The sequence below is a fragment of the Sphingomicrobium aestuariivivum genome, from assembly GCF_024721585.1.
In the GTDB taxonomy this organism is placed as follows: domain Bacteria; phylum Pseudomonadota; class Alphaproteobacteria; order Sphingomonadales; family Sphingomonadaceae; genus Sphingomicrobium; species Sphingomicrobium aestuariivivum.
The window spans coordinates 779096-793537 of record NZ_CP102629.1; the positions used below are offsets into that span (position 1 = coordinate 779096).

The 14442-nt window shown below is 67.1% G+C and carries 17 protein-coding genes and 1 tRNA gene; 5 read left to right on the forward strand and 13 right to left on the reverse strand.

The window, feature by feature from the left end:
- Positions 1-35: 35 nt before the first annotated feature.
- Entirely contained in the window at positions 36-677 is a 642-nt protein-coding gene (locus tag NUW81_RS04040) for a (d)CMP kinase (protein WP_245110587.1), read from the reverse strand.
- 105 nt (positions 678-782) lie between these two features.
- Here NUW81_RS04040 and NUW81_RS04045 point away from each other — a divergent pair, with 105 nt between their 5' ends.
- Together NUW81_RS04045 and NUW81_RS04050 are read left to right on the forward strand one after the other, a co-directional pair.
- Positions 783-1097, forward strand: a complete 315-nt coding sequence (locus tag NUW81_RS04045; RefSeq protein ID WP_245110589.1) for an FYDLN acid domain-containing protein — start codon at positions 783-785, stop codon at positions 1095-1097.
- 71 nt (positions 1098-1168) lie between these two features.
- Positions 1169-1244 (forward strand) — tRNA-Ala (locus NUW81_RS04050).
- A 322-nt stretch (positions 1245-1566) separates the two neighbouring features.
- Here the strand turns inward: NUW81_RS04050 and NUW81_RS04055 are convergent.
- Both NUW81_RS04055 and NUW81_RS04060 read right to left on the reverse strand, forming a co-directional pair.
- Positions 1567-1725 carry a Flp family type IVb pilin gene (locus NUW81_RS04055; protein ID WP_245110591.1) on the reverse strand — a complete coding sequence of 53 codons (159 nt, stop codon included), beginning with the start codon at positions 1723-1725 and terminating at the stop codon, positions 1567-1569.
- 183 nt (positions 1726-1908) lie between these two features.
- On the reverse strand, positions 1909-3855 hold the full coding sequence (locus NUW81_RS04060; protein ID WP_245110594.1) for a transglycosylase domain-containing protein: 1947 nt from the start codon (positions 3853-3855) through the stop codon (positions 1909-1911).
- Between the two features lie 111 nt (positions 3856-3966).
- Here NUW81_RS04060 and NUW81_RS04065 point away from each other — a divergent pair, with 111 nt between their 5' ends.
- From NUW81_RS04065 to NUW81_RS04075, 3 genes are all read left to right on the forward strand, one after another.
- Entirely contained in the window at positions 3967-5388 is a 1422-nt protein-coding gene (locus NUW81_RS04065) for an ABC transporter substrate-binding protein (RefSeq protein ID WP_245110597.1), read from the forward strand.
- Complete coding sequence (locus tag NUW81_RS04070; protein ID WP_245110599.1) at positions 5388-5783, forward strand: DUF4112 domain-containing protein; 396 nt, start codon at positions 5388-5390, stop codon at positions 5781-5783. Before NUW81_RS04065 ends, NUW81_RS04070 begins: the two co-directional genes overlap by 1 nt.
- Before the next feature lie 83 nt (positions 5784-5866).
- Positions 5867-6577, forward strand: coding sequence for a L,D-transpeptidase family protein (locus NUW81_RS04075; RefSeq protein WP_245110600.1), 711 nt, complete (start codon positions 5867-5869; stop codon positions 6575-6577).
- 81 nt (positions 6578-6658) lie between these two features.
- Here the strand turns inward: NUW81_RS04075 and nadA are convergent, their stop codons facing one another.
- The 10 genes from nadA to NUW81_RS04125 all read right to left on the reverse strand — a co-directional run bounded on the left by nadA (position 6659) and on the right by NUW81_RS04125 (position 14411).
- Entirely contained in the window at positions 6659-7654 is a 996-nt protein-coding gene (gene nadA / locus NUW81_RS04080; RefSeq protein ID WP_245113672.1) for a quinolinate synthase NadA, read from the reverse strand.
- Positions 7654-8409, reverse strand: a complete 756-nt coding sequence (locus NUW81_RS04085) for a DUF4230 domain-containing protein (RefSeq protein WP_245110602.1) — start codon at positions 8407-8409, stop codon at positions 7654-7656. The genes nadA and NUW81_RS04085 overlap by 1 nt, the downstream gene beginning before the upstream one ends.
- Positions 8361-9218 carry an MBL fold metallo-hydrolase gene (locus tag NUW81_RS04090; protein WP_245113677.1) on the reverse strand — a complete coding sequence of 286 codons (858 nt, stop codon included), beginning with the start codon at positions 9216-9218 and terminating at the stop codon, positions 8361-8363. The genes NUW81_RS04085 and NUW81_RS04090 overlap by 49 nt, the downstream gene beginning before the upstream one ends.
- Before the next feature lie 163 nt (positions 9219-9381).
- A complete protein-coding gene (locus NUW81_RS04095; protein ID WP_245110604.1) occupies positions 9382-10950 on the reverse strand; it encodes a M56 family metallopeptidase in 1569 nt (522 codons plus the stop codon).
- Complete coding sequence (locus tag NUW81_RS04100; protein WP_245110606.1) at positions 10947-11321, reverse strand: BlaI/MecI/CopY family transcriptional regulator; 375 nt, start codon at positions 11319-11321, stop codon at positions 10947-10949. Before NUW81_RS04100 ends, NUW81_RS04095 begins: the two co-directional genes overlap by 4 nt.
- Before the next feature lie 139 nt (positions 11322-11460).
- A complete protein-coding gene (locus tag NUW81_RS04105; protein ID WP_245110609.1) occupies positions 11461-11889 on the reverse strand; it encodes a hypothetical protein in 429 nt (142 codons plus the stop codon).
- A gap of 74 nt (positions 11890-11963) precedes the next feature.
- Positions 11964-13181 carry a glycosyltransferase gene (locus NUW81_RS04110; protein WP_245110611.1) on the reverse strand — a complete coding sequence of 406 codons (1218 nt, stop codon included), beginning with the start codon at positions 13179-13181 and terminating at the stop codon, positions 11964-11966.
- A gap of 345 nt (positions 13182-13526) precedes the next feature.
- Complete coding sequence (grxD, locus tag NUW81_RS04115; RefSeq protein ID WP_245110614.1) at positions 13527-13838, reverse strand: Grx4 family monothiol glutaredoxin; 312 nt, start codon at positions 13836-13838, stop codon at positions 13527-13529.
- 10 nt (positions 13839-13848) lie between these two features.
- Positions 13849-14085: a BolA/IbaG family iron-sulfur metabolism protein gene (locus NUW81_RS04120; protein ID WP_245110616.1), complete on the reverse strand. Its 237-nt coding sequence runs from the start codon at positions 14083-14085 to the stop codon at positions 13849-13851.
- Entirely contained in the window at positions 14085-14411 is a 327-nt protein-coding gene (locus NUW81_RS04125; RefSeq protein ID WP_245110619.1) for a DUF1476 domain-containing protein, read from the reverse strand. Before NUW81_RS04125 ends, NUW81_RS04120 begins: the two co-directional genes overlap by 1 nt.
- Positions 14412-14442 lie beyond the last annotated feature (31 nt).

Consider the following 14442-nt stretch of genomic DNA (forward strand, 5'->3'; position numbering starts at 1 on the left):
GCGCGCTGTAGCGGCAAAGCGCTATTTTTTCAAGGCTATCCTCGCGCCGCCTCGACGGCCTCGAGCGCCTTTGCGATGGCTTCCTCGACGCCCATCGCGCTGGTGTCGAGCAGCACCGCGTCGGCGGCCTGCGCCAGCGGCGCGCTGTCGCGCCCCGCATCGCGCTCGTCGCGGGCACGGATGTCGGCGAGGACGTCTTCGAGATGCACGGGGATGCCCCGCCCCTCGATCTCCTTGAAGCGGCGCTGGGCGCGCACCTCTGGGCTCGCGGTCACGAACAGCTTGGCGGTGGCATCCGGCGCGATCACCGTGCCGATGTCGCGCCCGTCGAGCACCGCGCCGCCATCCTGACCGGCAAAGTCCTGCTGGCGCTTGAACAGCGCCTCGCGCACTTCGGGATAGGCCGAGACGCGGCTGGCGATCTCCCCGATCGTCTCCGAGCGCAATTCCTCGTCGCCGAGGTCGACCTGCTCCAATGCCTCGACCGCGCGGCGCGCCTCGAAGACATTGCCCGGATCGCCGCCGAAGCGGAACAGCGACAGCGCCACCCCGCGATAGAGCATGCCGGTGTCGAGGTGCGGCAGGTCGTAGTGGCGGGCGAGCGCGCGGGCGATCGTTCCCTTGCCGCTGGCGGCGGGACCGTCGACGGCGATGACGAGGCGCGAGGGCTTTTCCATGATGACAGGGCTTTGACAGCGCTAGCGGGCTATGGCAAGGCGCCGCCCGATGAACATCATGGCCGGCAGTCTGTATCCGGCCTCGCACACATAAGAGGAAGACAGATGGTCAAACCCGAATGGGGCACCAAGCGGACCTGCCCGAAATGCGGCACCCGCTTCTACGACCTCGGCAACGACGAGCCGGTCAGCTGCATCGAATGCGATGCCGAATGGATCCCCGAGCCCGTGCTCAAGTCCAAGCAGCCGCTGCCCTTCGACGACGACGACAAGAAGAAGAAGGACGAGGATCTCGCCGGCGACGATCTCGACGATGTCGAGGACGATGACGGCGGCAGCGCCGATGATGATGTCGATCTCGACACCGGCGATGCGGGCGTCACTGTCACCAAGGATGACGACGGCGACGACGAAAATTAAGGCAATTTGGGCGTCGTGAAATTTTTGGCTTGCATCGCCAGCCAAACCTTCTAAACGACGCCCCACGCTCTGGGGCCGTAGCTCAGCTGGGAGAGCGCTACAATGGCATTGTAGAGGTCAGGGGTTCGATCCCCCTCGGCTCCACCATCCCCTCAAGGGATACGAGAAAAGGCGTCGCGCAAGCGGCGCCTTTTTCGTTTTCGGGCGGCAAGGAGGTCGGCGCGACGCAGGGCTGATGGACGTCGCCCCCCCGCGCCCTGTCGGGACGTTGAGCATCGTCCCCGCGGCCCCATGGGCGCGACCTCGTCCGGAGAAGGCCCCGGGGCCGTCCTGCCGATCGAGAGGCGCTGACGTGCCTTTCTCGTCCCGGCAACGCAAAAGACCCGCCCCCCCGAGGAGACAGGCCGACAAAAGAAAGGGGCGGCACCCGAAGGTACCGCCCCCAACTTTGCAACAATGTCGCTACAGCTTAGAGCTTGTTGGCAACGTTGTTGAAGGTCGAGCCGAGCTGGGTGCCGATCGAGCTCATGGCGGCGATCGCGGCAACGGCGATGAGGGCGGCGATCAGGCCGTATTCGATCGCGGTCGCACCCTTGTCGTTCTTCAGCATCTTGATGATCTTGGTCATGACTGGTCTCCAATTGGTTCCACAAATTCGAGGGGGACATCCCCCAGTGTCCGCCGACCTCGGGAAAAATCCCGTGTCCGGTCATTCCAGATAGCCTTGGAGGAGTTGAGAAAGTCTTAATCCCGCACCGGATTTCTCGTTAACCATTAACCTCGATTTTTGACGGCAATCCGCCGGAAAAATCTAAATGCGGTCGAGAAAGTCCTCAATTTCCCGCGCCAGGTCGCGCAGGATATGGCGATCCTCGCGGCCCCGTCCCGGCACCGGCATCCCCGGCGGCGGCAGCTCGCGGCGGGGACGGAAATCGACCGGCAGGCGCGGGCCGCGGGTCCCGTCGACGCGCATGGCGCGGCTCATGAAATCCTTGAAGATCGCAGCGGGAAGCGTGCCCCCCGACACATTGCCGAGCGAGCGGTCATCGTCATGGCCGACCCACACGCCGACCACGAGGTTGCCGGCAAAGCCGATGAAGATCGCGTCGCGATTGTCCTGCGTGGTGCCGGTCTTGCCGAAGGTCGGCACATTGGAAAGCGCGGCGCGCCGCCCCGTGCCGCGATTGGCGGCATTGTAGAGAAGGTCGAGCATCGGCGCCCATTCCTGCCGCGGATCGAGCCCCGCCTGGCGGCGGATGGCGCCACCCTGCCCGCCCAGGTCGGCCTCGAGCCCCGCGACCTCGACCGGATAGGCCCCGCCCGCGATCGCCGCATAGGCCGCCGTCATCTCGATGAGCGGCACCCCGCCGGTGCCCAGCGCGAAGCTCGGCCCGTCGGGGATGTCGGCAGTGATGCCGAGCTCGCGCGCGGTGCGCACGATGCGCTCGCGCCCCACTTCCTGCGCCAGCCGCACCGTCGCCGCGTTGGACGAGCGCGAAAAGGCCTCGCGCAGCGTGATGCGCCCGCGATATTGCCCGTCACTGTTCTGCGGGCTCCAGCCGTCGACCGTGATGGGCGTATCCTCGATCAGGTCATCGGGCGACCAGCCGGCGCGCAAGGCGGCGAGATAGACGGCGAGCTTGAACGCGCTGCCCGGCTGGCGCGTCGCCTGCGTGGCGCGATTGAAGGGGCTCTTCTTGTAGCTCCGCCCGCCGATCAGCGCGACGACCTCGCCCGTCGGGCGCATCGCCACGAAGCCGACCTGCCGGTCACCGAGATTGGCATTGATCGTCGCCTGCACCGCGATCCGCTGGAGATCGGCATCGAGCGTGGTCGGCACGGTGGTCACGCCATAGCCCGCCTCGATGGTCCGCCGCGCGCGCGGCGCCACCCAGTCGGCAAAATAGGTGCCGGTCGGAAGCCGCGCCCGCCGCCCGCGCAGCGTGGCGCTCTTCGCCCCGCTCGCCTCGGACTGGCTCACCGCGCCCATGTCGGCCATTTCCTGCAGCACGATACGGCTGCGCGCCTGCGCCGCCTCGAGGTCGCGCGTCGGCGCAAGCCGCGAGGGCGCCTTCACCATGCCTGCGAGAAGGGCGCTCTCGGCCAGCGTGAGGTCCTCGGGTGCGCGGTCGAAATAGTGCCGCGCGGCGGCGCGCAGGCCATAGACGCCGTCGCCGAAATAGATGCTCGACAAATAGCGCGACAGGATCTCGTCCTTGGTCAGCCAGCCCTCGAGCCAGAAGGCGATCACCGCCTCGCGCGCCTTGCGCGTCATCGAGCGCTCCCCATCGAGGAAGGCGGTCTTGGCGAGCTGCTGGGTGATGGTCGAGCCGCCCTGCCGGACACCGCCCGCCTGCGCGTTCGCGATCGCGGCGCGCGCCACGCCGCGGGGGTCGACGCCCCAGTGCGAATAGAAGCGCCTGTCCTCGATGGCGATGAAGGCGTTGGTGACATGGGCGGGCAATTGCGTGACATCGACCGGTTCGTCCTTGATCGCCCCGCGCCGCGCGATCGCCTCGCCATCGGCCGAGACGAACAGCATCGCAGGCTCCTCGAGCGGCTCGAGGCTGCGCCCGAGCGGCGCGGTCACGACCAGCCACAGGACGAGCGCCACGAACAGGGCCGCGAAGGCGGTGAAGCCCCAGCGCAGCCAGCGCCAGCGCCGCCGCCGCCGCGGCGGTGCGACGGGCGTGTCGTCGAACGGCGGCAGGGCACCCTCGCCCGCCGGATCGAAAGACGGCTGGTCGCGTTCGGCCATCAGTCTGCCAACCTTGTCTGGATCATCCCGCTGTCTTATACATATATAACAGTTGAGTCCATCGCAGCATCCGCTTGCTGAACCCCGTCTGAAACGGCCATAGGAGCCCCGATGTTTCCGTCCCGCCCGTCCTTCCCGACCCTCGTCGCCAGCGCCATCTCGCTGGCGCTCGCGGGCTGTGGCGGCGCGCAGGATGGCGAGGTGGTGGTCGTCGTCATCGACCCGGATGTCGAGGAGCAGATGCTCGACGCCGCCTTGGCGCAGGGCCTCGTCCGCTTCGACGCGGCGGGCGAGATCGAGCAGGGCCTCGCCACGAGCTGGCACGTGTCCGACGATGGGCGCAGCTACATCTTCCGTCTTGCCGACATCAATTGGGCCGACGGCGAACCGGTGACCGCCCCCGCCGTCGCGCGGCTCCTCGAACAACAGCTCACCCGCGACTCGATCGCCGACGAGTTCGGCGCCATCGAGGACGTGCGCGCCATGACCGACAAGGTGATCGAGATCCGCCTTGCTGCTCCGCAGCGCAACTTCCTCCAGCTCCTCGCCCGTCCCGAGCTGTCGATCGCGCGGCAGGGAGACGGTACCGGCCCATTCACCCGCATTGACCGCCCGGAGGTCAAGGTCGCCGCGGTCACGGTCGGGCGCATGGTCGAGACGCCGCGCGGCGACCTCGTCGAGGAACGGGTCCGGGTCGATACCGGGCGGAGCGCCGAACAGGCGATCGGGGCCTTCACCGAGGGCGAGGCCGATCTCGTCACCGGCGGCACCTTTGCCACCGCGCCGCTCGCGCTCGAGGCTGCAAGGACCTTCGGCCGCCCGCGCTTCGATCCGGTCGCGGGGCTTTTCGGGCTTGTCCCGCAGTCCGCCGAGGGCCCCCTCGCCAGCCCCGAATTGCGCCGCGCCCTGTCCGCCGCGATCGACCGCGACGCCATCATCTCGGCGCTCGGCGTGCGTAGCCTCCTGCCCCGCGCCACCGTGCTGCAGGACGCGCTCGACATGGATGTGCGTCCGCGCCCGCCCGCCTTCGTTGCCGAACCGCTCGAGGATCGCCGCGCCGCCGCACGCGAAGCACTCGCCGGGGCCGAACTCGACGACACGGAAATCGCGATCGCGTTGCCCGACGGCCCCGGCGCCGACATCCTGTTCACGCGCCTCCTTGCTGACTGGAGCGCCATCGGCCTTTCCCCCGCCCGCGTGGCCGAGCCCGAGCAGGCCGACCTCGTCCTCATCGACCGCGTCGCGCCTGCCGCCAATTCGGCCTGGTTCCTGCGCCAGTTCCGCTGTGCGCGCGTCACCATCTGCGATGCCGAGGCCGACCGCCTGCTCGACGAAGCCCGCGCGACCCGCGATCCCGCGCGCCGCAACGCGCTCCTCGCCGAGGCCGCCGCGCGCATCGAGGAGGCGCAGCTCTTCATGCCGATCGCCGCCCCCGTGCGCTGGTCGCTCGTCGCGCCCGGCCTGACCGGCTTTGCCGAAAACCGTTTCGCGCGCCATTTCATCGGCGGCCTGCGCGAGCCGAGGAGACGTTGATGCCCGACCTCTACGACCGTGCCCGCCTGTCGAAAGCACCCGATGCCGTCCGCGCCCGCGTCGAGCGGCTCGAATATGTCCTCGAGCGCCTGTTCACCGTGCCCGGCATCAACCGCCCCGTCGGCCTCGACGCGATCCTCAGCCTCGTCCCCGGCGTCGGCACCATCTCGGGCGCCGCGCTCGGCACCTATCTCGTCTGGGAGGCGCGCAACCTCGGGCTGTCCAAATGGCAGATGGCGCGGATGAACCTCAACACGCTGTTCGACATGGCGGTGGGCGCCATCCCGGTCATCGGGATCGTCCCCGACTTCTTCTTCCGCTCGAACAGCCGGAACCTGCGGATTATCCGCAAACATCTCGATAAACATCACCCGGCGCAGCCCGACTTCGACTAAGCGTTACGGACCCGAAATTGACGGAACTTTGACGCTTACTCGGGTTTGACCTAGCGACTGTTCACTCGAAGAAAGTGTTGATTATGAAGACGCTAGCCCTTTCGCTGGCGACCGTCGCGCTCGCCTTGTCGAGCCCCGTCCACGCCAGCCTCGCTGCCAATGGCAGCGCCAACAGCAACAGCAGCGCTGCCACCGGCAGCCTTGCCGCCTTCGACTATGACGCCTCCAATCTCGAACGCGTCTATTATTACGACGGCCGCAGCTTCGACTATGACGAAGCCGACGTCACCATTGACGGCGACATCGCCGGCGGCACCAATACGCTCGAAGGCTATGCCGCGCTCGCCGAGGCCGCCAAGCAGGCCGAACGCGGCTATCGCGACATGCAGGAGCGCTTCGACGTCGACGATATCGCGCCCAACAAGTACAAGTGGAAACGCGGCGATGCCGAGGGCGACATGCGCATCGTCATCTCCATCTCGCGCCAGCTCGCCTTCGCCTACATGGGCGACACGCTGGTCGGCGCGGCAGCGGTGACCACCGCGCGCGACGACAAGCTCACCCCACAGGGCATCTTCCCCATCTGGCTCAAGAAGCAGATGCACTATTCCAAGGCCTATGAGATGACCCCGATGCCCTACACCCAGTTCCTCGACGAACATGGCATCGCGCTCCATGCCGGCCCGAATCCCGGCCATCCGGCCAGCGCGGGCTGTATCCGCCTGCCCAAGCAGTTCGCGAAGAATTTGTTCGGTCTGACCGATATCGGCACGACCGTGATGATCGGGGCCTGATCGGCAAGGCAGCCCGTCCGTCACGAAAAAGGGCGGCCCGCGCTTCGTGCACGGGCCGCCCTTGTCGTTGCTGGCTGACGCCTAGCGGATCTGCGGCTTGCCGACGTCGCCCTGCCCCACGGTGCGCCCCGCCATGTCGAGCATGCGGTCGAGGGGCTTTCGCGCCGCGTCCATCAGCTCGGGGCTGAGCTCGATCCGAGGTTCCATGTCGCGCAGCGCGACATAGAGCTTCTCGAGCGTGTTAAGCGCCATATAGGGGCACATGTTGCAGTTGCAGTTGCCGTCGCCGCCCGGCACCCCGATGAAATTGGTCTCGGGCCGCGCCTTCTCCATCTGGTGGATGATATGCGGCTCGGTCGCGACCAGCACGGTATCCGCCTCGGTCTCGGAACAGAATTTGAGGATCGAGCTGGTCGAGCCGACATGGTCGGCATGTTCGACGATATGCGGCGGGCATTCGGGATGCGCCGCGACCGGCGCGCCCGGATGCTCGGCCTTGAGCTTGAGGAGCTCGGTTTCCGAGAAAGCCTGGTGGACGATGCAGATGCCCGGCCACAGCAGCATGTCGCGCCCCGTCTTGCGCGCGAGATAGCCCCCGAGATGGCGGTCGGGCGCGAAGATGATCTTCTGGTCCATCGGGATCTGGTCGAGGATTTCCTGCGCCGACGAGGACGTCACAATGATGTCCGACAGCGCCTTCACCTCTGCCGAGCAGTTGATGTAGGTCAGCGCGATATGGTCGGGATGCGCCTCGCGAAACGCCTTGAACTGGTCGGGCGGGCAGCTGTCCTCGAGGCTGCAACCGGCGTCCATGTCGGGCAGGATCACGGTCTTCTCGGGGCTCAGGATCTTGGCCGTCTCGGCCATGAAGCGCACCCCGCAAAAGGCGATCACCTCGGCATCGGTCGCCGCCGCTTTCCGCGACAGGTCGAGGCTGTCGCCGACGAAATCGGCGAGGTCCTGGATCTCGGGCTTCTGGTAATAATGGGCGAGGATGACCGCGTTGCGCTCTTTCTTCAGGCGCTCGATTTCGGCGAGGAGGTCGTCGCCCTGGGGCGGACGCTGGGGGGCACTCATCATTCTTCTCCTTGGGCGGCCCGGCGCGCTCGGCCGGCCGCAATGGCATCTTCATAGCTGGTAGACACGTCGACCGCCTCCGTCGAGGGGTCGGGATCGCTTTCGAAACGGGCGATGACGCGCGCATTTTCGAGCCCCGCGACGCGCAGCGGCAGTTCGAAATTGCGCGCCACCGCCTCGCGCGCCGCCTCGCGCGCCAGCCGCATCGGCACCGCGCCGCCCGCCTGCTTGCGAAGGTCGGCAAGCGCTGCGCGCTGGTTGGCATCGCCAAGTACTTCCTCGGCATCGGTCAGCGCGCCGAGGATACCGTCCTCGCCATATTCGCGCGCGCCGGCGAGATCGACCTCGGGTCCCGCGATCTCGATCTCGGGCAGCGTCACGGTCAGCGTACCGCTGCCCGCGTCCCATTCGAGGTCGTCGGCCTCGAGCGCGGCCATGTCGACCTCATAGCGCGCCGTGCCCGGCAGGATCAGCGTGCGCTCGGCCTCGAACAACCCCGCCAGCCGCCGCTGCCGCGAGGTCACCACCGACACGAATCGCGCGGTAAAGGGGGTCAGCCGGTTCTGCGCCTGCATCGCCTCGAGGCTGGTCGCGACCACCGTCTCGGGGCTCGGCCCCTTGTCGGCGCGGTCGAGCAGCGCGAGGATGGCGAGGAAGACCACCGCCGCCACTCCCACCGCCAGCAAGGCGATGAGGATCGGGCGGATCAGTCCCGGTCGCTGTCGTTCGGAATTGGCTTGTCGGTCGCTATCCATCGTCCCTCCACCTCCTCAACGCACCCCTTGCGGGCAAGTTCGATGAGATGTGCGGTTACCGAGCCGCCGGCAGCGGGCACGAGCCGCTCGTCGAGCCCCGGATAGCAGGTAGCGACAATGGCATGGACGTCGTCATCGCCCGCCATCACCGCCTTCAAGATTTGCTTCTCGCGCGCCATCCTGTGACCCATGAGGTGCCGCACCAGCCGCCGAGGCCGCTCGATTTCGGGGCCGTGGGCGGGATAATAGACCTCGTCCTCCTCGCGCCCCCGGAGCTTGTCGAGACTGCGCAAATAGGCGCCCATGTCGCCGTCGGGCGGCACGATCACGCTCGTTGACCAGCCCATCACATGGTCGCCCGTGAACAAGGCGCCACGATAGGCGAAGCAGAGATGGTTGGAGGTGTGCCCCGGCGTCGCCACCGCGACGAAATCGTGCCCGCCCACATGCAGCGTCTCGCCGTCGCCGAGGATATGGTCGGGGGCATAATCGTCATCGAAGCTCGCATCGGCGCGCGGGCCGTCATCGTCCAAGCTAAGCGGCCCGCAGCCGATGATCGGCGCCCCCGTCGCCGCTTTCAGCGGACGCGAGGCGGGCGAATGGTCGCGATGCGTATGCGTGCAGGCGATGGCGAGGAGCTTGCGGCTCCCCACCGCCGCGACGATCGCCTCGACATGCGCCTCCATGTCGGGGCCGGGGTCGATGACGACCACTTCGGTGTCATCGCCCGCGAAATAGGTCTGCGTGCCGGTGAAGGTATAGGGCGAGGGATTGCGTGCCAGCAGCCGCCCCACACCGGGGCGCAGCATTTCCAATCGGGCGTACGGAGCATCCACGCCCACGCTCCTGCCACGCGGGGCCCGCCGCGCCAAGGCAAAGCGGGACGGATCGGCAAAAGAAAGGGGGCGCCCCGAGGCCTTCACCTCGAGCCGCCCCCTGCTTGCCGGATCCCGTGGGGTTTAGGGACGGATCCTAGCGGTTCCGGCGAGCCTCCATGTCGGCAAGTGCCGCTTCAAGGCCCGTTTCTGCCGCATCGAGGCTGGAGATGACCATATCCACATCGACGGACTGCGTGGCAGCTTCGACCACTGCGTCGATATCCATCGCCGAGAGCGAGGCCTTGGCGGCGCGCAGGCTCGCCTTGATCACTTCGGGGTCCTGTCCCTTGGCGCGAAGCTCGGCGGCTTCGGCATCGATCTCGGCAATCGCGGCCTCGATTTCAGCTTCGGCCTCGGCCAGCTCGGCGCGCATTTCCTCGCGGTCGATGACGACCTCGCGGCGCATCTCGGCCATTTCCTCCGCGAGCTCCTGCCGGACCTCGACCTTCTCGGCGCGCAGTTCGACGATCGCCTCGCGAATGCCTTCCATCGCCGCATCGAATTCGCGGCGCTCGGCGGCGGTCATCTCGCTGTAATCCTTGTCGTCGTCCACATCGAGCTTGATGTGGAGCCCGTCATGGTCGTCCTGTGCGGCGGCAAGCGCGGCGACCGGCGCAACGGGAGCGACCGGTGCGACCGGCGCGACCGGCGCCATCGGGGCCTGCACCGCGGTCGGCACGACCGGCGCGACCGGCGCGGCGGGCGCGGCGGCGGGCACGTCCACCACGCTCACGGCGCGGCTGGCGGTGGCGGGCAGCAGGATCGCGGCGGCCGCGATCATCATCAGCGTGCCCGCGGGGCGGTGTGCACTGTTGGTCATCATCTTCAATCTCCGTTTCAGGCTGGTGTCGCGGGCATTGGCAAAGAGCAGCCGCGCGGGCGCCGCCGACTTGGCGATCGCCCGGCCGTAATCGGCCCGGGCCTTGGGACCGCGCCGCGCCAGGACACGGGCATCGCACGCCGCCTCCTGGTCGAAATGGAAGGCCGCATAGGCTTTCCACGCGATCGGGTTGAACCAGTGGAGAGAAAGGACGAACAGGCCGAACTGGCGGGCGAACAAATCGCCCGAACGATGATGCGACAATTCGTGCTCGAGGGCGAGATCGAGCTCGATGTCGGTGCACCGGTCGGCATAGGATTGGGGCAGCGCGATCACGCGGTTGAGCGTGCCGAAGGCCATCGGTCCGGGGGCTGCGGGCGAGACCATGAGGTCGATGCCGCCGACCCGTTCCACCTTGGTGGCAGGTCCGAGGATGGCGCGGCGGTGCGCAATGTAGCGCCCCTGGTAGATCAGGAAGGTCGCCACCGCGCCGATCGCCCAGACGGTCAGCAGGAGGAGCGGCCAGTCATAGGAGGGCGCCGCGGGCGCGAGCGCCCCGCCCGCCTCGGATTGCCCGCGCATGGCGGCGACGATGAAGGCATCGGCGAGCGCCTGTTCCTGCCCGCCCGCGCTCACGGCAGCAGCAGGCAGCACGGTCGGCGCCGCGACCTCGCGTTCGACCACCGTCTCGAAGGTCGGCACCAGGAAGCGCGCGGCGGGCAGCAGCCACAGCGAATAGGCGACGCGGGCGCCGAATTTCTCGGCCACGGGGCCGCGGATCAGCAGCACCAGCACCATCAGCGCGCTGGTCCAGACGAGCGTTTCGATCAGCCATTCGCTCATTTGCGGAGCTCCTTCAGCAGCTTTTCGATTTCGGCGATCTCATCCTCGTCGATCGCTTCTTCCTCGGCGAGACGCGCGATCATCGGGGTGAGCTTGCCGCCGAACAATCGGTCGACCAGCCGGCGGCTTTCCCCGCCGACATAGGCATCGCGCTCGATCGCGGGGCTGTAGAGGTAGCGCCGCCCCTCGGCGACATGCCGCACCGCGCCCTTCTGGGCGAGGCGCGAGAGCATGGTCTTGACCGTCGGCAGGCTCCAGCCGCGGCTCTGCGGCACGGCCTCGGCTACCTCGGCGGCGCTCATCGCGGTCGGACTCGCCGTCCACAGCGCCTCCATGATTTCCAGTTCGGCTTCGCTGACACGCTTGTCCAAGACTCGGGCTCCTGTTCGATTACGCTCGTAGTCATTACGTCTACAATCGTAATCGTCAAGCCCCGAGTGACGGACCGGGTGATCTTTTTCGACAAACGGGATCAAGTCGGCGCGGGGGAGCACGCCGCCCCGCCCCGCCCTATTCGGCGTCGAGGCTCGCGATTTCCTCGTCGATCGCCCCGAGCAGCTCCTCGCGGCTCTCGGCGCTCAGCTGGTCGGTCTTGCCGATCTGCTCCTTGGCGCTCTCGAGCATGGTGCGATAGGTCGCGGGATCATCGCTGTCGGCGCACAGCACGATGCGGCTCACCCGCTTCTCGCCATCCTCGCCCACCGTCTCGGCATCGGCGGCAAAGGCGCGGGTCGCGCATTCGGGCGTGCCCTCCTCGACCGTCACTTCGGTCTCGACCTCTTCCTCCATCACCTCGCCATTTTCATCGACCCAGCGGCGGACTTCGCGGCGCACGACGCGCTTCTGCCCTTCCTCGGCCGCTTCGACCTTGGGCGTGGGCGGCGGCGGCGGCGGCGCGGGCTGGAGGGCGAGCGCGGCGGCGAGCGTGGTCAGAAGCATATGGGGGTCCCCTTCGATCGATTTCGCGCGAGGCTTCGCCGCGGCGCTTTAACGACCGATGAATAGGGCAGCGATCAGCGGGTCGCCAGCGCCATGTCCGCCCCGACCGGCACCTCGGCACCAAGGTCGCGACTGCGGCGCCGCTCCAGCGCGGTCGGATAGACCTCGCCGAACAGCATCTCGAAGGTCTTGTCCCAGCTGTAGGTGGAGCGCACCATCTTCTTGCCCTCGGCGCCGATCATGGCCGCACCCTCGCGCCACACGCGTTCGATGTTGGCGGCCATGGCGGCGGCATCGTCGACCGGACCGAGATAGCCGGTACCGGGCGGCACCTGGCAGGGCATCGACCCTGCCTCGACGCCGACGACCGGCAGCCCCGCGGCCTGCGCCTCGAGGATCGAATTGCCCGCCACTTCATAGGGCATGGCCGAGACATAGATGTCGGAGGAGGCATAGGCCCGCGCCAGCGCCTGCCGGTCCTTGAGATAGCCCGGCATGTGCACGACGGGCTCGAGCCCCTGCTCGATCTGGCGCTGCCGCCACTTGCCGTCGCCGAGGATGAGGAGATGCGCGCCCATCTCCTCGGGCAGCCGGCGGAAGGCGTCGAGCACGACCTGCACGCGCTTCTCGCGGTCGAGCCGGCCGGCGTAGACGAGCAGCGGCTGCTTGTCGGAAATGCCGAGGCGCGCGCGGAAATCGGGGTCGCGCTCTTCCTCGCGAAACTGCGACAGGTCGATGCCCTGCGGCAGCTGGAAGGGGTCGACCACCCCCATCTCGCGGAATTGCTTCAGCGCGATGGGATTGAGCGCATAGACCGCATCGAAGCGGTTGTAGAGCTTCTTGGCATAACGCCGCGCCATGTCGGCAGCGAAGCGGCCGACGCGCTTGCCCGCGAGATGATGCACGGCCTCGTAGAAATGCGCCTCGGGAAAATCGGTGCGATAGCCCGCCACCGTCGCCGTGCCGGGCGTCGCGTCACGATATTTCAGCGCCGCCCACGGCAAATTGTAAGGGTCGATCGACTCGATCACGTCGGGCCGGAAGCGATCGAGGATCGCGCGCACCTGCTTGTTCCTGAGCATCAGCCGGTAGTTGGGCTGGTGCGGCAGCGTCGGGCTCTTCACATAGGCCGTGATCAGCCGACCTTCCTCGACCACCTTGTCCTCGGGGCCGGGAATGACGAGCAGGTGCTGCCAGTCGAGATTGTCGCGGATATAGCGCCGCTTGTAGCGCAGGTAATTGCCCCCGCCCCCGCCGGTCTCGGAGTAGTTCTGCGTCAGGTCGCAAAGCATGGGCGGACGGCCCGCCGGGTAGGTGGTTCGATCAAGCATGGTCGCCCCATTGCAGGGGAAAATGGGCGAAAAATCGGCAAGCGCGATATTTTCGCTTCAACAGGAGCCCGACTGTCGAAATTTTTTACGCCTCCGCTGCCGCGCCGCGATGCGCTTGCTAGATTTTTGCCTGTTTTCCGGCCTTCCCGAAAATTGGCACGCGGCATGCAAAGTATTCGGCGTCCACATTGGTTCCACAAACCAAAGCTAAAGGGACGGTGACAACGGGTATCTGGTCCCCGACGTCACCGTCCCTTTTCTCTTGGGCCCCATCGGGCCGGAGCGGGGCCGACAGCCCCTCGCCCCTCAGCCTTCGAGCATCGCCTTCAATTCGCCGCTCTCGTACATCTCCATCATGATGTCCGAGCCGCCGACGAATTCGCCCTTCACATAGAGCTGCGGGATGGTCGGCCAGTCCGAATAGTCCTTGATGCCCTGCCGGATCTCCTGGTCCTGCAGCACGTCGACCGTCTCGAAATCCTCGCCGACGAGGCGGTCGAGGATGGCCACCGCGCGGCTCGAGAAGCCGCACTGCGGGAAGAGCTTGGAGCCCTTCATGAAGAGAAGGACGTCATGGTCCTTCACCAGCGCATCGATGCGCGTCTTGATATCGCTCATGTCTTGTCTCCTATGCCGGGGGGCATTTGGTGGTGAGCTGAAGCGCATGCAACTCGCCGCCCATGCGGCCACCCAATGCGGCATACACCTTCTGGTGCTGCTTCACCCGGCTCAATCCTTCGAACTCGCTACTGGTGACGACGGCGGCCCAATGGTCGTCGTCGCCCGCAAGGTCGGTCAGTTCGACGTGCGCATCGGGGATCGCGGCGGTAATCGCCGCCACGATCGCCTCGCCGCTCATCGGCATCAGTCCATGCTCTCGATGAAGTGGCGGCGCGCCTCGACCTGCTTGTGCTCGAGCGCGGCGCGGATGTCGGCCTCGCTGACATCGCAGCCCGCCTGCGTGAGATCGCCCAAAAGCTTGCGGATCACGTCCTCGTCGCCCGCTTCCTCGAAATCGGCACGCACGACTTCCTTGGCGTAATTTTCGGCTTCGACCTCCGACAGCCCCATCTTCTCGGCGGCCCATGCCCCGAGCAGCCGGTTGCGGCGGGCGGCAATCTTGAACTGCATTTCCTGGTCGCGTGCGAACTTGTTCTCGAACGCCTTCTCGCGATCGTCGAATTGACCCATGACACTGTCCCCTTGATCTTGACGGTTCCCC